Raw genomic sequence first — 23,967 nt, forward strand, 5'->3', positions numbered from 1 at the left:
ATGTACAAGGTGATGGTGATCGAAGACGAACCTCCGTTAATTCGAGATATCCAATACGAGATCGAGAGAATCTCTTCGGACTTCATAGTCGAGATGACCGCCATCAATGGCGCCGAAGCTCTGAAGAGATTGGAAACGGAAACACCGGACGTTATTTTCACGGATATTCGGATGCCGGTCATGGATGGACTTCAACTGATCAAGGAAGTCCGCAAGCGCGACTCCCACATTCCTTTCGTCATTCTGAGCGGATACCGGGATTTCGGCTATGCCCAAGAAGCGCTGAAATTCCAAGCCTATGATTATTTGTTGAAGCCGGTCTCCGCGGAAGATCTGCAAGAAGTGCTGTTTAAGCTTCGCTTGAAGCTGGATAGCCGAAAGGAAGAAAAGGTTAGGGCGGCATTGGCCTCAGCACTGCATGGAGAAATGCGCGAGAACGACGTCGACGAACTCTTTGTTGAACACAGAACCGCCGTGTTGCTGGTTGCACAATGCGGAGGAACGCTTAATGGGGAAACGAGTGGAACGATCCAACCGATGGCCTTGCCTCCCAACTCGGAAATCGAAGCTGGACTGGTTGACATGCTTGGACCCGGAAAAATAGTCCAGGTTTTCAACGGAAGCCTACCCTTGGAGAAAATCGCGATTATCGTCTGCGGCGTAGAGGAGCCGCAGAAAACGGAGGAGTTGGCGGTAGCCCTGCGAAATTCGCTGAGCGCGCAGTCAAGGACGACGGTCAACATCGCGATCGGCGAGCCTATTGCCCGATTGCGCGACATCGGCGATTCTCTCCTCTCGCTTAGAAAGCTGCTACGCCAAAGATCCGAGTTCGGCGTATCAAAAATGATTTGGGAAGATCCTACTTATCAAGAAGAAACGAGTTATTCGGTTGCAATTGTGTCCAGTGAACGTTTAGACTCGTTACGGACGATGATCCAACTGCAACAAAAAAGCCTGTTCAAAGCCGAAGTGTCTTCTCTCCTCGAATGTTGGCAAAGTTCCCGTCTTCATGCCTTAGACTTTGCCGCGCTCATAAAGAGATTGCTACACGCCTTAGGCGACGCTCAATGGCGGATATCAACCGAAATCGATCCCGTCGTCGACGCGATGATGGAGAGTTATCCTTCCTACGAAGCCGTCCGAGATGCGCTATGGCAATGGCTTGAAGGTGCTTTGTTCGAGAACGGCACCCCGCGGAATTCTCCGGAAAACGTTGTGGACATGCTGGATGAGCACTTAAAAGCCAATTGCCACTCGGACATCGACCTCAAGCGGTTGGCTTCCAGCGTCGGACTTACCGCCCCATACTTGAGCAAACTATTCAAGCTCTACAGGGGAATGCCGTTAATCGAATATGTGTCCTATCTCAAGATCGAGAAGGCTAAACATTTGATCCGCTCCGATCACAGTTTGCTCTCGAAGGAAGTCAGTGATCTGCTCGGTTTTGCCGACCCGTTCTACTTCAGCCGACTCTTTAAGAAGTTCGAAGGATGCAGCCCCTCGGAATACCGAAAGCTCTTGGGTGTTAGCGAAAAGTAAACCCCGAAAAAGGAAGTTTGAATAAAAAGAAGCGTCCTCCTTGCATCGCGCAAGAGCGGTACGCTTCTTTTTGTTGGATTTTCATTAGCTTGTTATCTTACTGACTCTTCGCTTCGTACTCAGCAACCCATGCTACAGTAAGACCTAGTTCGGCTTCCGCACGCGAGATGGCGGCTTCCACTTGTGGTGTTGCCGTTCCGCCGTAAACGTTACGAGCGTTAACAACGGCTTCCGGCTGCAATACAGCATAGATCCGATCGTCGAACAGCTCGGAAAATTGCTTGAATTCTTCTAACGTGAGATCGAGCAGGAACTTGTTTTGTTGGATACAGTAGAGCACCGTCTTGCCTATGACTTCATGTGCTTGGCGGAAAGGCAAGCCTTTGCCAACAAGGAAATCGGCGATGTCCGTAGCATTGGAGAAATCTTGGTCCACAGCACGGCGCATCTTCTCCTTGCGAACCTTCATCGTTTCGATCATTGAAGCAAATAGCTGTAACGCTCCCTGCATCGTTTTAACCGTATCGAACATTCCCTCTTTGTCTTCCTGCATATCTTTGTTGTAGGCGAGCGGAAGCGACTTCAGAACGGTTAGGAGACCGATTAGATTGCCATACACGCGACCTGTTTTCCCACGGACGAGCTCGGGTACGTCAGGGTTCTTCTTCTGTGGCATAATGCTGGAGCCTGTGCAGAAGGCATCATCTAGCTCAACGAATTGGAACTCTGTGCTGGACCAGAGGATAAGCTCCTCGCTCAAACGAGACAAATGCATCATGATCAGAGAAGCACCACTAAGGAATTCCACGATAAAATCGCGATCACTGACGGCGTCTAAGCTATTCTCATATACACGTCCGAAGTTCAATTGCTGTGCCGTAAAATGACGGTCGATCGCAAAGGTTGTACCCGCAAGTGCACCCGCACCTAGAGGCAACGCATCGATACGCTTATAGCTATCCTGAAGGCGCTCGATATCGCGTCCGAACATCGACACATAAGCCATGAGATGATGTGCGAAAAGGATCGGTTGGGCACGTTGAAGATGGGTATACCCTGGAACGATAGTGTCCAAATTCTGTTTGGCTTGTCCGATCAATGCCGCTTGCAATTTATGTAGCTGATCCACGAATTCTACGACCCGTTTACGCAAGTATAAATGCATATCCGTCGCAACTTGGTCGTTCCGACTACGCCCAGTGTGAAGCTTACCGCCAACAGGACCAATCTCATCGATCAAAGCCTTCTCGATGTTCATGTGAATGTCTTCGTCACCGATGAGAAATTCCTGTTCGCCGCTCACGATACGCTCACGGACTTTCAACAAACCCGCCTTAATTGTTTCAACATCCTCAGCAGGTAATATTCCACATTGTCCTAGCATAGTGACATGCGCCAGACTACCTTGGATATCCTCCATGGCCAATTCCTTGTCGAACGTAATCGATGCTGTATATTCTTCAACTAGTTGGTCCGTTTTTTTCGTGAAACGGCCGCCCCATAGCTTACTCATGATCGTTATACCCCTCTCTTGTCTCTCATGCTAATAACGACAAAAGGGGAGCCCTGGCTAGCAAAGGTGCCTCCCGCATTGCCCCGCCAGGCGGAGGATGGTTCGGCAGGCTTCGCGCCCAGATCTCCCTAATTGTCTTCTATCCCTTAATGCCGGAAGCGCCGGTAACACCCGAAGATACCTTCAGGCGCAGCGCGTTCAGGCGGATAAAACCGGTAGCATCGCCTTGATCGTACGCTTGCGTAGGGTCCGCCTCCATCGTTGCGATGTGCGGATTATATAGACTTACCGGACTCTTAAGACCAGCAGCCATAATATTCCCCTTGTAAAGCTTCAAACGAACGGTTCCCGTCACGTTCTTCTGGCTTTCATCAACTAAAGCTTGAATGGCCAGACGTTCCGGTGCAAACCAGAAGCCGTTGTATACCAAAGTGCTATATTTGGAGATCAGGGAGTCGCGCAAATGCATAACATCGCGATCCATGGTCAACGATTCCATTTTACGATGAGCGGTGAACAATATGCTTCCGCCTGGAGTTTCGTACACGCCACGGCTCTTCATGCCAACGAAGCGGTTCTCCACCATATCGACGCGACCTACACCATGTTTGCCGCCGATTTCATTCAGCTTCTCCATGATAGCTAGTGGGCTCATGCTGTCGCCATTAATCGCGACGCAGTTGCCGCCTTCGAAATCGAGCTCGATGTACTCAGCTTGATCCGGCGCTTTCTCAGGTGACACGCTAAGTACGTACATCTCTTCAACGTCGGCTGCGCTGGAATCAAACCAAGGATCCTCAAGCATGCCGCTCTCGAAGCTAATATGAAGGAGGTTACGATCCGTAGAGTAAGGCTTGGAAGCTGATGCTGTAACCGGGATACCATGCTTCTCAGCATAGGCGATCATCTCAGCACGGCCTGGGAATGCTGCGCGGAACGCTTCATCACGCCAAGGTGCAATCACTTCGATATCCGGAGTCAGTGCCGCAGCTGTCAGTTCGAAACGAACTTGGTCATTTCCTTTGCCTGTTGCGCCATGCGCGATATACGTTGCTCCTTCTGCAATCGCGATTTCGACCATACGCTTCGCGATCAAAGGACGAGCAATACTCGTGCCTAGCAGGTACTGACCTTCGTACAAAGCGCCTGCTTGGAACATTGGGTAGATGAAGTCTTTCGCGAATTCAGCGCGCAAGTCATCGATGTATACTTTAGAAGCGCCCGTTTTGAGTGCTTTTTCTTCCAAGCCGTCCAATTCATCCTTCTGACCGATATCGGCAGTGAAGGTGATAATTTCGGCATCGTATGTTTCTTTCAGCCAAGTAAGGATAACTGAGGTGTCGAGACCTCCAGAATAGGCCAGAACGATTTTATTTTTTGCCATGGGGATGAAAACTCCTTTAGATTTATAATATGCCCAAGCCTACATAATTGCGGCCATAACCGCTTTCTGAGCGTGTAGGCGATTCTCTGCTTCGTCGAAAATAACGGAATGCTTGCCGTCGATTACGCCCTCGCTTACTTCTTCCCCGCGATGCGCAGGCAAGCAGTGCATGAATAGATAATCTGACTTGGCATACTGAACGAGCTCTTCGTTTACTTGATAGTCCTTAAACGCCAGCTCGCGTACCTTCTGTTCTTCCTCAAAGCCCATACTCGCCCATACATCCGTATAGATGATATCAGCACCTTCAACAGCTTCTCGTGGGTCCCGCAAGACATCTACGCGTCCACCTGTTAGTTCGGCTGCATCCTTGGATAGCTGCACGATATTCTCTGCAGGCTCGTATCCTGCCGGTGATGCTGTAGTGAAATGCATGCCGAGCTTAGCTGCACCCATCATCAAGGAGTGCGTCATGTTATTACCGTCTCCGATGTAGGCAATCTTCAAACCTTCCAGCTTGCCCTTCATTTCGAGCACAGTCTGGTAATCCGCAAGCGCTTGGCACGGATGCGATTGGTCAGACAAGGCATTAATGACGGGTATCGTAGCTCCACGCGCCAAATCGACCACGTTACGATGGCCAAATGTGCGGATCATAATGCCGTCTAAGTATCTCGACATCGTTTGCGCGGTATCTCTTATCGTTTCTCCGCGTCCCATCTGAATGTCATTTTTGCTTAAGAATAACGCCTGGCCACCCAACTGATACATGCCAACCTCGAAGGAAATACGTGTACGAGTAGATGATTTCTCGAAAATCATACCCAGAGATTTGCCCTTAAGCGGCTGATAGATTTCTCCCGCCTTCTTCTTGCGTTTAAGCTCAATCGCTAAATCTAATAAATAACGGATCTCTTCCGGTGAATAATCGCTAAGACCAAGAAAGTCACGGCCTTTCAATTGTAACGCTATATCTTCCACATTTGCTGCTGAAGTCATGTAATCCCTCCTAAATGCTGACTGGCTTCGCTGCCGCCTGCTCCGTTAGTACGGATGCGATCAAACTAACTGCTGTATCGATGTCCTCATGAGTAATGAGTAGGCTTGGGAGCAGACGGATGACATTCGGGCCCGCAGGCACGATAAGCAATCCTCTCTTATGTAGCTCCGCAATAGCATCTGCAACCGGTCCGTTACAAACAATTCCGATCAAGAGCCCTTTACCTCGGATATCCACTACAGTTGGCAACCCGTTCAGCTTTTCTTGTAGCTGTGCCATCAGATAGACAGAGGCCTCTGCTCCCCGCTCAACGGCTTTCTCCTTCAGCATCGTCTCAATCGTAGCCGCAACAACCGCCATCGCAATCGGAGTACCTCCGAACGTTGTAGCATGTGCACCAGGGACGAACGCCGGTTTGACGTGCTCTTTGGCAAGCATTGCACCCACTGGGAATCCGCTTCCGATCCCTTTGGCCAAGGTGAATACATCCGGTTCAACATCGTAGTGTTCATAGGCAAATAGCTTACCCGTACGTCCCATCCCTGTCTGAACTTCATCCAGAATGAGCAGGATACCATGTCGATCACACAATGCCCGTACTTCTCTCAAGAAGTCCGGATCGACGGGGATAACGCCACCTTCTGCTTGAACGAGCTCCAGCATAATGGCAGCTGTTTTGTCGGTCACTGCTGCTTCGAGAGCTGCAATATCATGAAGTGGCACATGCTTGAAGCCTCCTGGCAACGGCAAGAAGCCCTCTTTCACTTTATCTTGACCCGTTGCAGTTAAAGTCGCCAAAGTCCGGCCATGGAAAGATTGGTTGAAGGTGATGATCTCATAGCGATCATTCCCTAGCAGCTTCTGGTGATAACGCCGAGCGATCTTGATCGCCGCTTCGTTCGCTTCCGCGCCGCTGTTGCAGAAGAATACTGCGTCAGCACAGCTATTATCTACGAGCAATCTTGCTGCTTTCTCTTGATTCGGATTGCTGAATAGATTGGACACATGCCATAGCTGATCTAGCTGCTGAACAAGGGCGTTCTTTACTTCGTCAGGAACGTGACCCAGATTCGTTACAGCCAAGCCGCTCATGAAATCAAGATACTCTTTCCCTTGATCGTCCCATAGACGGCTTCCTTTCCCCTTCACCAAAGTAATAGGAAATCTCGCATATGTCGAGAACAACGCGCTGTCACTCATTCCAATCTCTCCTTTTTTACCCGTTTAATTGTTACGACCTTACGATTACTTTATGTTCTAACGATCCGGGTTCCTATATTGCCTTCCGTTACCGCACGACTAAGCACACGTTCCGTGGAGCCATCAACGATCAGGACTTCCTTGACGTTACCATGCAGACAGCTCATCGCTGCTCGCACTTTCGGGATCATGCCCCCGTATATTTCTTCGCTTTGAATCATTTCCTCTATGTCTGCAAAAGTAACCTGAGGAAGAACAACCTTCTCCCCATTCACTGTTCGCATAATACCGGGAACATCTGTTACGACGATCATCATATTTACGCCAAGCTCAGAAGCAACAGCGCCAGCAGCTGTATCTGCATTGATATTGTAGCGTTGACCCGCTTCGTCGATCCCGATTGGAGCGATGACCGGAAGATAGCCTAGCTCGATAATGCCTTCCACTAAGCTGGCATTCACTCCGATAACGTCGCCGACAAGGCCAACTTCACTCGCATTGGATACTGGTTTAGCTACGATCAGCTTGCCGTCCGTACCGGATAAGCCAATGGATTTAGCGCCATTCTGTTGCAGCTTACGTACAATTTCTTTATTGATACGCCCAGCCAGCACCATCTCAACTACGTCTAGCGTAGCTTCATCCGTAACCCGGAGTCCGCTAACGAACCGACTTTCAATGCCAAGCTTACCGAGCGTCTCGTTAATCGCAGGACCGCCACCATGAACGATGACAGGCTGTATTCCACCAGCTTGCAAATCGCGCAAATCCTCAAAGAAAGCATCCGGTAGTGCAGCCAGTGTGCTGCCACCACATTTCATCACAAAACGTTGATTGTTCATAAGTGTCCGATCTCCTTACGTTCGATAAGCGGCGTTAATGCGCACATAATCGTACGTCAGATCACAGCCCCATGCCGTTGCTTGCCCGCTACCCATGTTCAGGTTGACGTTAATCCCAACGGTATCGCCTTTTAGATACTCTAATGCTATCGCTTCGTCAAAAGGAATCGGCCGTGATTGCTCCAGCACGAGAATATCTCCTAGACGGATGTCTACCGTTCCAACATTAACCGGCTGTCCTGCCCGACCTACTGCCGCGATAATTCGTCCCCAGTTCGCATCAGCGCCAAACACGGCCGACTTCACTAGGCTAGAACCGATAATCGTCTTCGCGATCGCTTGAGCCGCATCATCACTAGCAGCGCCGATGACAGTCGTCTCGATCAGCTTCGTCGCACCTTCTCCATCGCGTGCGATCGCCTTAGCCAGCTCCGAGCATACATGCCGCAAACCGTCCACGAATGCATTGAAGTCTGGGTGGCTACGAGTCAACTCTTCATTTTCCGCTAAACCACTTGCCATAGCGACTAACATATCATTCGTACTCGTATCGCCGTCGACTGTAATCATGTTAAAGCTGACATTCGTCACTTCTCGCAAAACCTCTTGTAGAAGAGTAGCCCCGATGTGTACATCCGTCGTAACAAAACCGAGCATCGTCGCCATGTTCGGATGAATCATGCCCGAGCCTTTGGCTGCTCCCGCAATTGTGACTTGCTGTCCGTCTACAGAGAGACTCACACAGCTCACTTTCTTAACGAGATCGGTTGTCAGAATCGCTTGGCAGAAATCATCTGAGCCTTGAACATCACTTCGCAGCGTAGCAGGAAGCTTCTCAATGCCCGAGCTCACTCGGTCCATCTTAAGCAATTCACCAATAACACCCGTGGATGCTACTGCAACATGATCCTTACTTACCCCAAGAGCTTCCGCTGTGTTCGCTTGCATCGTGCGTGCATCCGCTTCACCTTGCGCTCCTGTACATGCATTAGCGTTTCCGCTATTTACGATAACAGCACGAAGTACGCCACCAGCGCCTAAAGCTTCTCGAGTCACCTGTAGTGGTGCCGCTTGAAATAGATTCGTTGTATACACGGCAGCTGCAGCTGCAGGAACCTCGCATAGGATAACGCCGAGATCATGACGATCTGTTTTTTTCAAACCGCAGTGTAGTCCGCCAGATTTGAAGCCTTTAGGCGTCGTAACGCCTCCGCCCTCTATAATTTTATAGCTCAGATTCCCCATAGTAATCGGTTCTTTCCTCTCGTCCGTAGATTAAGGATACACTGGAGTGAATTGAAGCCCCAGCGTCTCATCCCAGTTCATCATCAGGTTTAAGTTTTGTATGGCTTGACCTGCCGCGCCTTTAACCAAGTTGTCGATGACGGATATGAAAGTAATACGTCCCGTTCTCTCGTCAACAGAGAAGCCGATGTCGCAATAATTCGTTCCGAATACTTCCTTGGTCGCTGGCCATTGGCCTGCCGGACGAATGCGGACGAATTTGCGTCCTTCGTAAAATTGTCGATACAGCTCAACAAAATCCTCGCTCGACCGTTTCTCTGTGAGCGTCGCGTACATGGTACACATAATCCCCCGCGTCATTGGCACAAGATGTGTCGTGAACGTCGTGATGACCGGTTTCCCTGCCGCTTCAGTGAGTACTTGCTCGATTTCGGGAGTGTGCTGATGTTTATTTATTTTGTAAGCTTTGAAGTTTTCGTTAATTTCCGAATAGTGAGCGCTTAGGTTCAAGCCTCGTCCTGCTCCCGACACGCCAGATTTGGCATCGATAATAAGGCTATCCGTATTGATCCAACCCGCTTTCACAGCTGGATATAAGCCAAGCAATGCCGTGGTTGTGAAACAACCCGGATTAGAAATGAAATCAGAGCCTGCAACTTGTTGCCCATATACCTCTGCCAGACCATAAACCGCTCGCTCTACTAGAGCCTGATCCGCCGGTTCATGTTTGTACCACTGCTTATACACTTCGCCGGATTTCAGCCTGAAGTCACCGGATAAGTCGATGACTTTGAGACCTGCATTCAGGAATTCTGGAGCTAGCTTCATACTGATTCCATGTGGAGTCGCTAGAAAAACGACATCCGCCTTAGAACGGATCAAATCCACATCGACACCATCAAGAAGATCCATGCGAATTTCCGTCAAATGAGGAAAGCCTTCAGCGATCGGCGCTCCCGAAGCAGATGAAGAAATAACCGACGTAACAGTCACCTTCGGATGGGATTGTAGCAAACGAATGAGTTCGACGCCGCCATAGCCGGTAGACCCGACAATCGCTGCGCGGATTTGCGATGAATTCATATTGATTCCTCCATGCATAACGTTCATATGGCTTGAGTCAGACTTTTGGCAAAACCATCCTCATTGTACCGAATAACTTGTATGATTGAAAGATAGAATTGATGCCTGGGCACGATATTGTGCTGAATATTAAATCGGATTCGATCGTCTATAGATTATTGCATTATTATACATCGAAAGTATTATTTATTCAATAGTTAGATGCACCATTGTAGTCGAATGTGAATACTGACAAGACTTTCGGGATAACCGCTCTATGCACATTATGCATAAAGCTGTCACAACTTATCACGATCGTCGTGAAACCCTTCTCCCAACACCTCTGCCGCATCCGTAATGATGACGAAAGCCTCTGGATCCGCATCACGAACAAGTAGCTTCAGCCTAACAACCTCATTTTGGCCGACAACGGTAAGGAGGACAGGTCGGTCGTCACCGGTATAACCACCCACACCTTGCAGCCTCGTCAGCCCCCTGTCCAATTCATGCAATATCGTGTCTGAGACACGATCCGGATGCTTTGAAATAATAAAGGCTGCTTTAGAGGTTTGGAAGCCAGACTGAATAATATCAATTGTTTTACTTGTTGCGAATAGACCAATTAAAGCGTATAAAGCGTTCTCCGCTGAGATGAACAAGCCTGCCGAGAGGATAACGAGACCATCCATAGCAGCAACCGCGAGTCCCAGTCGAATGCCCATGACGCGGTGAATAATCTGTGCAGCAACGTCAAGTCCACCCGTGGAGCCTCTCCCTCTAAATACGAGACCCAATCCAAGCCCAACCCCAAGTCCACCATATAATGCGGCGAGCAGAGGATCTTGAGTTGGAGGTGTCCAATGCTGGGTTAAGAGCACGAACAACGGCAGTACGATGGAACCTACCGCAGTTTTAATGCCGAACTGTTTGCCAAGCACCAGAACTCCCGCAATAAAGAGAGGGATATTAAGCGCCCATTGCGTGTAGGCAGGGGGAATCTGGGTCAGTGTATTTAGAATAATAGATATCCCCGACACTCCACCTGAAGCAATGCGATTAGGCAGTAGAAATAGATTAAAGCTAACCGCGATGGAAAATGCTCCAAGGAGCATGGCTAAATAACTGAACAGGATTCGAGTTTTAGGGCTGAACCGTTGGGTTGTTCTCTTGTTCAGTATTGTTGGGATAGATGGAATTGTATGATCTTCTTTGGTCACTGGTATTCCTCTTTCCTGGTCTGTTATGCTCTGCAACGGTCACAGCCCGCAAACACTTTAATAGAGCCTATATTTCTGGAAAATTCTCTTCCTAGCAAGGCTCCTTCGAAGGAAATCTCCTTTTGGTCACCTGGTCTGATCCTTTCAGGCTTATAGGTAATCCTTTGTTCCGTATCTCCACCAATCAGGTTTTCATTTTGATCATAAAAATAGACAACAAACTGAAGCTCTGTCGTATCTACATTGTTCGAGGAAGGATTGGAAAAGGTCGCATCTATCATTAGATACGTATTTCCAGGGTCAGCATCTTTAAATCGATAGCTCGTACTTATTGTATCCAGATTGGTATAGGGCACAAAGTTTCCCTCGTTTTTGTATACTTCAAACTTCGCTTCACTTGAACCATAATCTTCGCGGAAGGAAATTTTACTCAGGTAATTCACATCCGCAATTCGAATCATTTCTCCAGGTGCGATCGTGCGACGAGGAACAAATCCAAACCTATCCTCTGAGGAAATTAAAGAAAGAGATGTATCGTATGTATCATTGGATACCCCCCCGATTGTGACCGGGAAGTCATGCGGGTTTATTATCGTAATCGCTTTCGTTATATGTACAGTTTCGCTTTCACCTGGAGGTGTTTCTCCAACGCTAGTGTATCCAAAAATACTCTCGGCTTGTTCTACAATTTCAACGGAAGGCTTAACAACGGGAACTGGCTTGGGTAGATCTGAGGTTACCACTTCTTTATTTCTGCTTACCATGACAAAAATAAAGGCAATAACCGTTAATGAAAACAAAAACAAATTAAACTTTCCGACCCTAGACACTTATGTTCCCCCTCATTCTCCTGGTGTATTTCCTGTCTGACTCAAGAAAAAACTCCCTACCCTAAAAGGGGTAAGAAGTTTCGAAAGCTATTATGCATTTACTGTACTTCCTGCTTTATCTGGCTACGCAAGTATCCGTCGATAAAGGAATCAAGATCGCCGTCCATAACCGCACCAATATTACCCGTTTCCACGGAAGTACGGTGATCCTTGACCATGCTGTACGGGTGGAATACGTAGGAACGAATTTGGCTTCCCCATGCGATTTCTAGGTGTTCTCCCCGTACTTCTGCGAGTTCCTTCTGTTGCTCTTGGATTTTCAGCTCGTAGAGCTTAGACTGGAGCATCTTCATCGCCTTATCACGGTTCTGAATCTGAGAACGCTGGGTTTGGCAGGCCACGACTATCCCCGTTGGGATATGCGTAAGTCGGATGGCTGAATCCGTCTTATTGATGTGCTGTCCACCTGCACCACTTGCTCGATACGTATCGACTCGCAAATCTTCAGAACGAATCTCAATCTGGATATCATCGTTAATCTCTGGCACGACATCACAGGAGACAAAGGAGGTATGCCGTCTACCCGAGGCATCGAATGGGGAAATCCGCACGAGACGGTGAACACCCTTCTCCGCTTTAAGGTACCCATAGGCGTTATGTCCTTTGACGAGAATCGTAACACTCTTGATCCCTGCTTCATCACCTGGTAAATAATCGAGCAATTCGACCTTGAAGCCGCGCTTCTCCGCCCATCTCGTATACATCCGGTATAGCATTTGAGCCCAATCCTGCGATTCAGTGCCGCCTGCCCCTGGATGAAGCTCTAAGATAGCGTCAAGTTTGTCATAAGGTTGATTAAGCAGGAGCTGAAGCTCAAAGGAGTCTACTTTCCCCGTAAGCCCCTTAACACTCTCTGCCCATTCAACAGCCATGGATTCATCCAATTCTTCCTCGAGGATCTCTAGCATATCCACCAGATCCTGGCACTCGTTCTCCAGACCTTCGAATTGGTCCACAACTGCTTTAATGGCATTCATCTCACCAATGACAGACTGGGCCTTCTCGTTATCGTCCCAGAAATTAGGGTCACTCATCTTGACTTCGTAATTCTCGATCTGTTCTTTCTTCAGATCTAAGTCAAAGGGACCCCCTAAGTTGCTGAAGTCGCTTCGCATTTCCACGAAGGTCTTGCTTGTCAGATACATCGAGCTCGAACATGTTGAAATCACCTCATAAAATCTTATGCGTTCAGCCGCGTTCAGTACGCGTTAATCATCCTATGCGACCGTGACACAATTTGTATTTCTTCCCGCTTCCACATGGGCATGGATCGTTCCGACCCACAGCTTCAGCACTACGAGTTTTTGGCTTCTTCGGACCTTCTTCCGCTTTCGAATCGACAGCTTGACCTTCTGCTACCGCTTCGCGCTTAGGTGTCGTTTGTACCTGAGCCCTCATGATATACATCGTGATCTCTTCTTCGATCCGTTCGATCATGGAGAGGAACATATTATGTCCTTCGAATTGATATTCACGAAGCGGATCGTTACCGCCGTATGCACGTAAATGAATACCTTGGCGCAAATGATCCATAGAGTCGATGTGATCCATCCACTTACTATCTACTGCACGAAGAACAACCACTTTCTCAAATTCGCGCATGGTATCAATGCCGATAGATTCCTCACGCTCATCGTATAATTTCTCAACGCCCTCGATGAGGAACTCGATCATTTCTTCTTTTTCCTTGCCCCACAAATCTTCTTTGCTTAAGCGATCTTCCGGTAAGAAATGTGCATGAGCAAAGGTAACTAAGCTATCCATATCCCAATCTTCAGGCACATCATTATCCGAGCAGTGGCTTTCTACCGCACGAGTAATAACGGAACGAATCATCCCCGTGATTACATCACGGATATTGTCGGAGCTCAGAATCGCACGACGGTCTCCATAAATTTTCTCACGTTGAAGGTTAATAACATCATCGTACTGAAGAACGATACGACGAGTATCGAAGTTACTACCCTCAACACGTTTCTGTGCGGATTCGATCGCTTTCGAGATTAGACGACTTTCAATCGGTGAATCCTCATCAAATCCAAGCTTCTCCATCATCCCCATGATGTTATCCGCACCAAAGCGGCGCATGAGCTCATCTTGCATGGAAAGATAAAATTGTGAAGAACCCGGATCCCCTTGACGACCTGCACGACCACGCAATTGGTTATCGATCCGCCGGGATTCATGGCGTTCCGTACCCATGATGTGAAGTCCACCAATTTCCGCTACACCCGATCCAAGCAAAATATCTGTACCACGTCCGGCCATGTTAGTCGCAATAGTCACCGTGCCGTGTTGACCAGCGTTAGTGATTATCTCAGCTTCTTCTGCGTGATACTTGGCGTTCAACACCTGGTGGGCTACGCCCTTCTTCTTAAGCAATTCCGAAATTCGTTCAGAGTTCTCGATAGAGACCGTACCCACAAGTACAGGTTGTCCCGTAGCGTGGCGACGAACGATTTCTTCAACAACTGCACGGTATTTGCCGTTCTCGGATTTGTAGACGACATCAGGAATATCCGCACGAACCATTGGCCGGTTAGTCGGTACTTGAATAACCTCCAAACCATAGATGCGTTTGAACTCCTCTTCCTCTGTCTTCGCTGTACCGGTCATACCCGCTAGCTTCTGGTACATCCGGAAGTAGTTCTGGAATGTGATTGTCGCAAGCGTCATGCTCTCGTTCTGAACCGTGAGCTGCTCCTTCGCTTCAATCGCTTGGTGGAGACCTTCACTATAACGACGGCCAGCCATCAAACGGCCAGTAAACTCATCAACGATTACGACTTCGTCTTCTTGAACGACATAGTCGACATCGCGTTTCATAATATATCTCGCGCGGAGAGCCTGATTAACGTGGTGATTAATCGTGACGTTCTCGTGAGCGAATAAATTCTCAATATTAAGAGCGCGTTCTACCTTCGTAATTCCCGCTTCAGTCAAAGCTATGCTGCGCATTTTGATATCTACTGTAAAATCATCAGTGTCTGTTAAACGGCTCACCAAACGATCAGCGGTATAGTAGAGCTCTGTAGATTTCTGTGCTTGTCCAGATATAATGAGCGGTGTCCGAGCTTCGTCGACGAGAATGGAATCTACTTCATCGATGATGGCATAGTGCAACGGTCGCTGAACCATCTGTTCTTTGTAAAGAACCATGTTATCGCGCAAGTAATCGAACCCGAATTCGTTATTCGTACCATAAGTAATGTCGCAAGCGTAAGCTTCCTGTTTCTCTTCATGGGTAAGACCATGTAGATTACAACCAACAGTCATGCCTAAGAAAGAATAAATTTGTCCCATAAGTGCGCTATCGCGTTGTGCAAGGTAATCATTGACCGTGATAACATGTACGCCTTCACCTTTCAAAGCGTTCAAGTATACCGAAAGTGTACCTACTAGCGTTTTACCTTCTCCGGTTCTCATCTCAGCAATTTTACCGTGATGAAGAACCATACCACCAATAAGCTGTACGTCGAAATGACGCATGTTCAGTGCACGTTTGGACGCTTCTCTTACAACTGCGAACGCCTCTGGAAGAATATCATCCAGGGACTCGCCTTTGGCGATGCGGCCACGGAATTCATCCGTCTTCGCGCGAAGCTGATCATCGCTCAGTGGGGCGACAGAAGACTCTAAACCGTTAATTTGTTCAACAGTCTTTTGGAGCCTTTTCACCTCACGTTCATTGGCATCTCCGAATATTTTTTTGACAAGTCCCAGCATTTAGGATGTACCCCTCTCTCTCGGGTCTAACAACATCTTCCCATTTTATCAGTTTGCTGAAAATGGGGCAAGGAAGGGGTTTTGGAAAGTGAAAAAACTGCCACAAGGTTAGGATAATTAAGGGATCCTAATTGAGGCAGTTTGTTAATAATTTCTATTTTCCTCGCAAATTCATTCCGGAGTCCTCTGCGACTCAACAAAGTTGCTAACCGCATTAGCCTTATAATTAATCATCTCTTCTGTAAGTCCGGGGTATACCCCTAGCCAGAAGGTATGCTTCATAACAATATTCGTATTGGTTAGCTCTCCAACAACGCGGTATCCCTCTCCCGAGGCTCTCATCTCGTCAAACAACGGTTGTTTGAGCAGATTACCAGCGAACAACATGCAGGTTTGGATACCCTTGCTATCCAAATGACGAACGATTTGCTCCCGTGTGAACGAAGCATTGTCCCTGATCGTCAGAAGGAAGCCGAACCAGCTTGGATCAGAATCCTCTGTCGAGGAAGGTGAAAGATGTGAGAGAGATCTTGTAGTTGATCATATAGCCTTTGCCAATTCCTTTTACGGGCTTCCACTATTATCATCAGAATCTCCTTACTTCTCAAGTAATAATACGTCAAAAAAGCCCCGACTGTCATAGCCGAGGCATTCATATTTAGTATTATTTATTCAGCGGATTCAATCAATCCGTATTTACCATCATTCCGCCGATATACAACACTTACTTCTTTGTTCTCGGTATTCACAAATACGTAGAAACTATGTCCTACTAAATTCATTTGAAGGATTGCTTCTTCTACATCCATTGGTTTTAAGTTAAAGCGCTTCGTACGAACAAGCTCCAGATCGTCCTCTTCATCTCTGGCCAGTGTCGTTACACCTTGACCACTACCGAAGTCTTCTTTGAAGAGCGCTCTTGCTGAGCCAGGCTCACGGAAATTGCGGTTTATTTTTGTTTTGTGTTTGCGTATTTGTCGTTCTAGTTTGTCAACTACGAAATCAATAGACGCATACATGTCCGCTCTCTTCTCTTCAGCGCGTAATAGCGCTCCAGGTAGCGGGATCATAACCTCAACAGCCTGTTGGCCTTTCGTAACACTCAGGGTTACAGTCACATCTGATTGGGGAGGTGCTTCAAAATAACGCTCCAGTCGACTTAGCTTCTTCTCTACATACTCTTGAAGAGCATCTGTCACTTCCATACGCTGACCGCGGATGTTGTATTTCATGGGGCCTTCCTCCTTTGCTGGTTACACCTACATCATAGCATATTCGAAGCTATCATTTCAAAACATTCCGATAATATTATTGAATTATTAGAATATTTGGATTATTTGTTACAGATTCGTAAACTGCAATAAAAAAACCCCAGATTTCTCTGGGGCATGTGGCAGATACTAATAATAATGTAAACCACATCTTGTATGATTGTTCGACGCGATTGCGTCGGTATGATTACACTCTAGTAACGTTAGCTGCTTGAGGACCTCTTGCACCTTGAACGATATCAAACTCAACTGTTTGGCCTTCTTCAAGAGCCTTGTAACCGTCCATTTGAATAGCTGAGAAGTGAACGAATACGTCACTGCCTTCTTCAGACTCGATGAATCCGTAACCTTTTTCTGCGTTGAACCATTTAACTTTTCCTTGCATTGTTAAACATTCCCTTCATATTCAAATGACGTTAGACGTAAGCGTTTGCGCCTAGCCCACAATTCGAATATAACATTAGGTAAAGTTTGGTGTCAACGATTTTTTGTAAGCGGATACAGAGTAACTGCAGCACCCTTTTATGTGATACTAATAGAGCTATGGTATTTACAGCGTCTGACTCCTTTCAACTTCAACACATTTACAGTTTCTTTGGGAAAAATTCCATGTACGAGAACGCCCCCATATCCTAAGGAGAACTGTTCTGTTTATAATACTCCGAAATAAATGGCAACTGATATCTTCATAGCTTTATATAGGACACCCATGGACCAGTAGGGAATCTATTAATCTCATAACGTTGTAGATCTAGCATTTCCAATAAAGCCATCGTCTCACCTGGGTAACTAGGACAGTTTAGCTCATCGAAACAAATAATAGCCCCCTTACTCATGTGAGGCAGGAAAACTTCAAGCGCTTTTTTCGTAGGTTCATATAGATCGAAATCCAAAACATCCACCCAGAGGCAATTATCCATTCAGATCAAGGTGTTCACTACACGCATTCTAGGTTCCAGACACTGGTTAAAGAAATGGGCATTCAGCAATTTATGTCCCACAAGGGGAATTGATGGGAAAGCGCCTCGATGGAGTCTTTTTTTGGCCAAATGAAGGATAAATTAGATTATCGTGACAATTTAACTTTCAATGAGTTACGGGAACGTGTTGATAATTACATCAATTACTACAACAGTGATCGTTATCAATGGACATTAAAGAAGATGACCCCTGACGAATACAGGAGTCATCTCTAGACAGCTTAATCTAATATCTTTTCTTTTATTAATCGGCTTCGGCCATGGTTAGGAAAACTGCTCTCTAATAGCCAATATCATTGTTCTAACTTCTTCAAAGTACGTTTCTTCATGATAATATTCTTCAAAGAACTTATCAAAATCTGATATATCAGTTCCAAGCTTAAACTCATAAACTCGCTTAAACCAAGGAATGATCGTTGTACTCAGGATACGCTTTTTATCCTCTTGGATAAGCCCCACATCTAATCCACGGTTTTTGAAATAGTTTAGGATAGTAATATAATTTTTAATAAACACTTCACCAAGATTATAACCTAGTGGCTCATTCCCAGCATACGTGAACGAACTATCATTTATAAGGCAAAAATTCGGGTTATTCTCCAATATGGAATATTGTAAATAAATTTGATTAAATGCCAAATCTATGAATTTAAAGGGATCTTCCAGCTTGTCGAATTCTTCTCGCGACACAATAATAGATGATATAAAACCAGAACTAATAGATGTTTCTTCCAGAAACTTATTCATCCCTTTTAATACTTTTATTTCGTTATTGTCGTTTAAAACATTCAAGAAAAATAATCCACACTCGCGATACGAAATTATTGAGTGCACAATTTTTCTTATAACATCTGGCTTAAAGAAATCATCGTCCCCATGCATAACCATATATCTTCCCTTAGACTTCTGCATAGTTAATGCTATGTTCTTGTCAGCCCCGATATTTTCTTCGTTTTTGTTATACGTAATATTTCCGAATATAGCTTGATACTTCAATACAATATCCTCTGTATGATCGGAAGAATCGTTATTTGAGATATAAATCTCAAATAACGAATGGTGACCGATTTCAGAATATATCGATTCCAAGCATTTTTCTAGGTCTTTGGCTCTATTAAACGTTGGTATACAGATGGATATCAACGGATTATCGATACGTCTTTGCAAAATAAACTGAACTTCTTTTTCATTACGAACATGCTCCCAGTTAAGGGTAACAGGATCAAACATCTTGATAATTTTAGCAGGATTCCCGGCAGCCACACTAAAGTCTGGGACGTCTTTGTTTACGAAAGTATTAGCGGCTATTACACAACCTTTTCCAATACGAACGTTTCCAACAATTACACTATTAATGCCTAGCCAAGAACCTTCACCAATTACAACTTCATTCGTCGTAGAAGTAACTCCTTGGTACATAATAGGTAGAGCAATATTGTCATAGACATGCCCACAATCTGCTATGTATACATTAGGACCAATAATGACATGTTTTTCAATAACTGCTTTGTTCGCCACTGATATCGAAAAGTTTTTACCTATTTGACATCCGTTATTAATAACGATTCTGGGTTTACCCTCAAAATTGTTTAATGCAATATTTAACCAACTGTCTTTTTTAATTACGACGTTATCTCCAATTGAAATGGCTTCGGCATCTACAATTTCAGCATCTGACCAAATGGTAGAATTCTGACCAAATTGGTAGAACAAAGATTTTTGTGATTGAGTGATTACCCTTTTCGATGAGATTTCCTCTACACGATCCTTCGACTGAGAAACAGGAGTTTGTTGCTGCTTGCGCTTCTTTCTGCAGACAGCGAGTACATACATGGGCTGTGCATCCTTTATCTCACTTAAAGAAACTAGCTCATGCCCTCTAGAGCTGTAACCTGGACCAGGTATGAACTGTGTATCCATTTTCCGTGCTTGTCTCATCGCTTGAGAAAAATAGGATTCATGATCATTCGTGAACGTTTGTCCATAGAGTTCCAGAACATCATACTCTTTAGTTAATTCCGCAACGAATTCGATGACTGTATATTCATAACAATGGTGAGGATTTAGTGGCTGCTCTATAAAATAGGTACCTGGGTTTGTAACGGAACGGTTAGGAGTCGAGACGAGGAATATCCCATCGTCTTTCAATACTCTGGCTGATTCCTTTATCCACCTAGCACCGCTTTTAATATGTTCAATCGTTTCAAATGAGACAACAACGTCGAAGCTCTCATCGTCAAGTTTAAGATTGTTTACATCACCGTATCCAAAATTGACATTATCGGAACCGTATGTCTTTTTCGCGCTTTGCAAGCTTTCCTCTGAAATGTCGACTCCAAGCACATACTTAGCTCCTGCTTGTTGAATCATTTTTGACCCATATCCAGCACCGCAAGCCGCATCTAGCACAACTTTCCCTTGGACGTAGCGACATGCAAGTTCGTAACGGTGAAGATGTTCTTCCAACACATTATTATAATTTTCTTTGACTTCTTTATTGATAACTAATCTCTCGCCTGTAAATTCAACATCATTTTGTTCGAGATTCAGGATGTTATTATCTGCAACACTATTATTCTGAGGGTCCAGTTTTTTCAACCAATCCCGAACATCCTCGCTCTTATCTTCTATTTGGTTGGCATATTGAATAGCAATATTTGTCTCCCCAAATTGAGCGAGTATAATGCTTAAATTCATTAAAGTGTCTTTATGGCGCGCATCATATTCAAGTGATTTTTGAAGCAGTGGGATGAGTATGTCAAAACTTTCAATTTGAAACCCAACAACTGCCAAAGTGTTGCAAATTTTGTTTTTATTTAAGATAGACTCATCATCTAAAATTCCGATTATCTCTTCTAAAAGTTGATCATGATCATTAAATCTTCGTAAGATCTCTTGAGAACTCTTAATCGAGTCATCATCATTATCAATTTTTAATAACAGATCTCTTAAACTCAACTCTATACTATCTGTTCCCATGTATGTTTCCCCCAAACAAGCTTATTTCCCACTAGACTTGAACAGCAATTTCGTGGCGAATTTGACTCATCCAACCTAGAACTTGCTCATTCTTCTCTGGTAACAATTCGAACCAATCCAAAGCCAACACGAAATGGCCCATTCGGTACATCGTAAGCCCCAAATTAAACACAGTAGTTGAGTTGCCCTGATCTAACTCAAAAGCAGCTTTCAAATAAGCAAGTGCTTGATTCAAATACTCTTGATCGAGTAATTGAACCGCTAAATAGTTAAACATTTCAACGACTTGTCCCGCACCGGAGTTTTCAACTAATTGCCTAATCTTTTGTTCATCACATGCAGCCAGTCTTGGTACATAGTATACCAAGTCGGCTTGAGAGACGACTTGATTGATTATGTATTTCATTTCGGTAACTTTGTCTATTCGCTTTGCCTTGACCATCATTCCAATAACTTCATTTATTTTTGAATTGTCCCTTTGCACGATATCAGTTAATGAGTTAAGAAACTGTTTATCCGCATTCGATAGATAATCTGTTACTATCCCAGTAATTTCGAAATTATCAAAGGAAATTCCCCTAAAAATTTGTTCAACCTCGACAATTGTTAAAGCTTGAAGTTGTTGTCGATTAATTGCACCTGAAATCATATCCCTTATGACATTGTGATGGAGTAGATGTGGATAAATCGTAATTAATGTGCCATCTTCCTTCAGCATCTCCATCAAAGAAACAACATTGCTTACAAGAGGGTCCTGAACAATGATGTAGTCAAAGTAATTTTTCTCAAGCTGATCTTGAATATGTTCGATATCCATTAGTGATATCTTCACTGATTTCGTCGCGGCTTGAACAATGCTTTCGTTGATCTCATATCCAAAAACTTCTGCATTAGGATACGTGTGCTTAATCTTTAATAGAGTCCCGCCGAGTCCGCACCCCATATGTAACACACGAAAGTAAGAGTTTTTCGGCCTGTCGATCGCATTTATGTAATTTAAATCTATGGGGTTGGCCTCATCCGGTTGAAAGCCCCACTTCTCCGTATACTTATTACTATTTCTTTGCATCAATTCTTTGTAGCTATGTGAAACTTCTCTAAATGAAACACTGCCATAATGGTGGATGAATGTATCCTTGCAGAGCAGTAACTTAAACCCTGCCTGTCTAATTCGCATAGAATAGTCATCATCTTCGTAGTTGCCCGGTGTAAATCTCTCATCTAACAGTCCTATTTGATCTATTATAGATTTCTTAATTAGCATACAATAACCGATTAGTCTTAACCTTTCTTCCCACATTGTACTAACCGACTGATTAATCCGCGCGGCAAAAACTTGCATTTCCTCTATCGTTGAATAACTTACTGGGATCGTTTGTAAATTCGAGCAGTTATTCGTTATAGCACCGACAGCTCCAATTTCAGCGGAACTATGTAAACTAACGACCAGATTGGAGAGCCAATTTTCCGTTACTACAGTATCATTATTCAGTAATAAAACATTGTCTCCTATTGCAATCTCTATCCCCTGGTTACACGCCTTAGGGAAGCCCAGATTCTGATCATTAAATATAGTCTTAATGTCCTCTTGGAGACGCAACCAATCTACTGTACCATCTGTTGAATGATTGTCCACAACAATGAGCTCATAACTTCCCGACTCCGTGTATTTTCTGATACTTTCTATACACTGCTGGGTATACTCCAGTTTATTAAATGTTGCAATAACGATACTGGTTATCACCAAATCTTCCTCCAATACTGAAACACAATTTAATACTTTCAATGTAATATTTATCGACATTTGCCGCACAGTTTATTAACTTATACAGCAGGAAAATAAAACCGTTATCTTTTGATTATTGTAGCTAGCTGCTCCATCTGATCTAAGCCACTTTCTTTTAACTTACTCAGTATTCTAGTTGTGAATGGCTCGTCTCTTTCATTGTTCTTCGTATAACTATAAATAAGCCTTATTGCAATTTCATTCGTCAATCCTCCAGTAAATGAGCCAAGTCCGGATAAATGTGTCTGAATGAAAAAGCAATGTAACAATAAAACTTGATACTCTTCTGCCACACTCACACAGCGTGTCAATGGGAACAATTTATTAAACACGTAACTCACCGCATAGTTTTCCATAATATACTCATGCTCATCCAAGTATGCACCTAAGTATTGATCATTTGCTTCTCTCATCATTTTAATAACATTTTCGGGGTCCGCATTATTCGTATAATTTAAACCCTCTAAACTATTAATAAAACACTCGTGATAGTTCTGATTCCCAATCCCGTACTCAATCTTATCTTTTACAAACTCATTAAACAGAACTAACTTGGAAGTCCATTGAATTGGAATAACCGTCAAATATTCCTTAAATTCTCCATTGACAATCGAATGTGTAATATCTTCTATTAACTTTGGGATCCGATTCAATTTACCCTGATTGACTATACTATTTAACTCATAAGAAAACAGCCCTAGCAATATTAGCCGGTCCTCAAAAGAATAGTCCCTATTCTGAAGGGTTTGAATGGTAAATACCCGAATAGGCCAGAAATAGGTAGAGAGTGTCTCTGTTTCGTTAGTTATATTATCAATCTTACCTCCCAAAAAAAGTTTCGTATCCACTTCGGCTTCAACAAACTGTATCCCATTTTCGTTCAGTAGCGCTATACGTGCAGCTTCAGGACAGCCCAAATCAAAAGACAATTCGTGCTTACCATTGACTTCATTAAGAGTCCTTGGAAAAGTCGTGCAGATAGTCGGTAAATAATCCTCGCCCAGCTCCGCTTGAATCGAACAAAGCTTAGTTTCAGTTAACATAGGACAAAGGCCATCATCTAACATTCGAATAGTGCCATACCAATAACTCTGAATATCAATATTCAATGGATTAATGCTATTAATAAATTTATTCGCAACAGGTTCATCAGACAGTTGACTGAACTGTTCATAGATATCCTTTTCCACGAATATTTTCCATTTACCACAACAAGTATCCTCGCATTTCGATCCTATACAAGTGAATTTTTCCATGTAAGAAGGGACGATTGCTTTATTCTCCATACTGTATCCCACCCTTATAATCTCTGATATAATCCATATAACATACA

Annotated in this window: 18 protein-coding genes and 1 pseudogene; 2 read left to right on the forward strand and 17 right to left on the reverse strand. The window is 44.7% G+C overall.

What is annotated here, in order from left to right:
• Entirely contained in the window at positions 1–1,539 is a 1,539-nt protein-coding gene (locus tag M1K58_RS11935; protein WP_256759088.1) for a response regulator transcription factor, read from the forward strand.
• Positions 1,540–1,636: 97 nt separating this feature from the next.
• On the opposite strand, the gene argH is transcribed toward M1K58_RS11935, so the two are convergent.
• From argH to M1K58_RS12005, 14 genes and pseudogenes are all read right to left on the reverse strand, one after another.
• On the reverse strand, positions 1,637–3,052 hold the full coding sequence (argH, locus tag M1K58_RS11940; RefSeq protein ID WP_256759089.1) for an argininosuccinate lyase: 1,416 nt from the start codon (positions 3,050–3,052) through the stop codon (positions 1,637–1,639).
• Positions 3,053–3,191: 139 nt separating this feature from the next.
• The gene (locus M1K58_RS11945) at positions 3,192–4,436 is read right to left on the reverse strand and encodes an argininosuccinate synthase (protein WP_256759090.1); all 1,245 of its coding nucleotides are present in this window, start codon (positions 4,434–4,436) and stop codon (positions 3,192–3,194) included.
• 39 nt (positions 4,437–4,475) lie between these two features.
• Entirely contained in the window at positions 4,476–5,435 is a 960-nt protein-coding gene (gene argF, locus M1K58_RS11950; RefSeq protein ID WP_256759091.1) for an ornithine carbamoyltransferase, read from the reverse strand.
• A gap of 10 nt (positions 5,436–5,445) precedes the next feature.
• A complete protein-coding gene (locus M1K58_RS11955) occupies positions 5,446–6,636 on the reverse strand; it encodes an acetylornithine transaminase (RefSeq protein WP_256759092.1) in 1,191 nt (396 codons plus the stop codon).
• 50 nt (positions 6,637–6,686) lie between these two features.
• Positions 6,687–7,478 carry an acetylglutamate kinase gene (gene argB, locus M1K58_RS11960; RefSeq protein WP_256759093.1) on the reverse strand — a complete coding sequence of 264 codons (792 nt, stop codon included), beginning with the start codon at positions 7,476–7,478 and terminating at the stop codon, positions 6,687–6,689.
• Between the two features lie 15 nt (positions 7,479–7,493).
• Positions 7,494–8,723 (reverse strand): bifunctional ornithine acetyltransferase/N-acetylglutamate synthase, encoded by a 1,230-nt coding sequence (gene argJ, locus M1K58_RS11965; protein WP_256759094.1) that lies wholly within the window; start codon positions 8,721–8,723, stop codon positions 7,494–7,496.
• A gap of 30 nt (positions 8,724–8,753) precedes the next feature.
• Positions 8,754–9,806 carry an N-acetyl-gamma-glutamyl-phosphate reductase gene (gene argC / locus M1K58_RS11970; protein WP_256759095.1) on the reverse strand — a complete coding sequence of 351 codons (1,053 nt, stop codon included), beginning with the start codon at positions 9,804–9,806 and terminating at the stop codon, positions 8,754–8,756.
• Between the two features lie 278 nt (positions 9,807–10,084).
• Positions 10,085–10,963, reverse strand: a complete 879-nt coding sequence (locus M1K58_RS11975) for a YitT family protein (protein WP_372339159.1) — start codon at positions 10,961–10,963, stop codon at positions 10,085–10,087.
• A 62-nt stretch (positions 10,964–11,025) separates the two neighbouring features.
• Entirely contained in the window at positions 11,026–11,832 is an 807-nt protein-coding gene (locus M1K58_RS11980) for a hypothetical protein (protein WP_256759096.1), read from the reverse strand.
• A 98-nt stretch (positions 11,833–11,930) separates the two neighbouring features.
• A protein-coding gene (prfB, locus tag M1K58_RS11985) for a peptide chain release factor 2 (protein WP_256759097.1) occupies positions 11,931–13,050 on the reverse strand; the annotation gives its coding sequence in 2 pieces (ribosomal slippage) (positions 11,931–12,971 and positions 12,973–13,050; 1,119 coding nt in all).
• 54 nt (positions 13,051–13,104) lie between these two features.
• Positions 13,105–15,618: a preprotein translocase subunit SecA gene (secA, locus tag M1K58_RS11990; protein ID WP_256759098.1), complete on the reverse strand. Its 2,514-nt coding sequence runs from the start codon at positions 15,616–15,618 to the stop codon at positions 13,105–13,107.
• Between the two features lie 171 nt (positions 15,619–15,789).
• Positions 15,790–16,110, reverse strand: a pseudogene (locus M1K58_RS11995) (DegT/DnrJ/EryC1/StrS family aminotransferase); the annotation flags it as partial.
• 176 nt (positions 16,111–16,286) lie between these two features.
• The gene (gene hpf / locus M1K58_RS12000; protein WP_256759099.1) at positions 16,287–16,850 is read right to left on the reverse strand and encodes a ribosome hibernation-promoting factor, HPF/YfiA family; all 564 of its coding nucleotides are present in this window, start codon (positions 16,848–16,850) and stop codon (positions 16,287–16,289) included.
• 226 nt (positions 16,851–17,076) lie between these two features.
• Positions 17,077–17,274: a cold shock domain-containing protein gene (locus tag M1K58_RS12005; RefSeq protein WP_256759100.1), complete on the reverse strand. Its 198-nt coding sequence runs from the start codon at positions 17,272–17,274 to the stop codon at positions 17,077–17,079.
• A gap of 643 nt (positions 17,275–17,917) precedes the next feature.
• Between M1K58_RS12005 and M1K58_RS12010 the strand changes: the two genes are divergently transcribed.
• On the forward strand, positions 17,918–18,085 hold the full coding sequence (locus M1K58_RS12010; protein ID WP_256759101.1) for an IS3 family transposase: 168 nt from the start codon (positions 17,918–17,920) through the stop codon (positions 18,083–18,085).
• A 48-nt stretch (positions 18,086–18,133) separates the two neighbouring features.
• On the opposite strand, the gene M1K58_RS12015 is transcribed toward M1K58_RS12010, so the two are convergent.
• The 3 genes from M1K58_RS12015 to fliB all read right to left on the reverse strand — a co-directional run bounded on the left by M1K58_RS12015 (position 18,134) and on the right by fliB (position 23,920).
• Positions 18,134–20,848 carry a methyltransferase domain-containing protein gene (locus M1K58_RS12015; protein WP_256759102.1) on the reverse strand — a complete coding sequence of 905 codons (2,715 nt, stop codon included), beginning with the start codon at positions 20,846–20,848 and terminating at the stop codon, positions 18,134–18,136.
• Positions 20,849–20,879: 31 nt separating this feature from the next.
• Positions 20,880–22,592: a glycosyltransferase gene (locus tag M1K58_RS12020; RefSeq protein ID WP_256759103.1), complete on the reverse strand. Its 1,713-nt coding sequence runs from the start codon at positions 22,590–22,592 to the stop codon at positions 20,880–20,882.
• A 104-nt stretch (positions 22,593–22,696) separates the two neighbouring features.
• The gene (fliB, locus tag M1K58_RS12025; protein WP_256759104.1) at positions 22,697–23,920 is read right to left on the reverse strand and encodes a flagellin lysine-N-methylase; all 1,224 of its coding nucleotides are present in this window, start codon (positions 23,918–23,920) and stop codon (positions 22,697–22,699) included.
• Between the last annotated feature and the right edge of the window lie 47 nt (positions 23,921–23,967).

This window comes from Cohnella sp. WQ 127256 (genome assembly GCF_024519285.1).
Lineage (GTDB): Bacteria > Bacillota > Bacilli > Paenibacillales > Paenibacillaceae > Cohnella.

What these genes read in the sequence shown, in the direction of transcription:
- argB (WP_256759093.1), bottom strand. Translation starts at nt 7,478, where the DNA reads ATGAACAATCAACGTTTTGTGATGAAATGTGGTGGCAGCACACTGGCT.
- argH (WP_256759089.1), bottom strand. Translation starts at nt 3,052, where the DNA reads ATGAGTAAGCTATGGGGCGGCCGTTTCACGAAAAAAACGGACCAACTA.
- M1K58_RS11955 (WP_256759092.1), bottom strand. Translation starts at nt 6,636, where the DNA reads ATGAGTGACAGCGCGTTGTTCTCGACATATGCGAGATTTCCTATTACT.
- secA (WP_256759098.1), bottom strand. Translation starts at nt 15,618, where the DNA reads ATGCTGGGACTTGTCAAAAAAATATTCGGAGATGCCAATGAACGTGAG.
- M1K58_RS12015 (WP_256759102.1), bottom strand. Translation starts at nt 20,848, where the DNA reads ATGGGAACAGATAGTATAGAGTTGAGTTTAAGAGATCTGTTATTAAAA.
- argF (WP_256759091.1), bottom strand. Translation starts at nt 5,435, where the DNA reads ATGACTTCAGCAGCAAATGTGGAAGATATAGCGTTACAATTGAAAGGC.
- M1K58_RS12005 (WP_256759100.1), bottom strand. Translation starts at nt 17,274, where the DNA reads ATGCAAGGAAAAGTTAAATGGTTCAACGCAGAAAAAGGTTACGGATTC.
- argJ (WP_256759094.1), bottom strand. Translation starts at nt 8,723, where the DNA reads ATGGGGAATCTGAGCTATAAAATTATAGAGGGCGGAGGCGTTACGACG.
- hpf (WP_256759099.1), bottom strand. Translation starts at nt 16,850, where the DNA reads ATGAAATACAACATCCGCGGTCAGCGTATGGAAGTGACAGATGCTCTT.
- fliB (WP_256759104.1), bottom strand. Translation starts at nt 23,920, where the DNA reads ATGGAGAATAAAGCAATCGTCCCTTCTTACATGGAAAAATTCACTTGT.
- M1K58_RS12010 (WP_256759101.1), top strand. Translation starts at nt 17,918, where the DNA reads ATGGAGTCTTTTTTTGGCCAAATGAAGGATAAATTAGATTATCGTGAC.
- M1K58_RS11935 (WP_256759088.1), top strand. Translation starts at nt 1, where the DNA reads ATGTACAAGGTGATGGTGATCGAAGACGAACCTCCGTTAATTCGAGAT.
- M1K58_RS11945 (WP_256759090.1), bottom strand. Translation starts at nt 4,436, where the DNA reads ATGGCAAAAAATAAAATCGTTCTGGCCTATTCTGGAGGTCTCGACACC.
- argC (WP_256759095.1), bottom strand. Translation starts at nt 9,806, where the DNA reads ATGAATTCATCGCAAATCCGCGCAGCGATTGTCGGGTCTACCGGCTAT.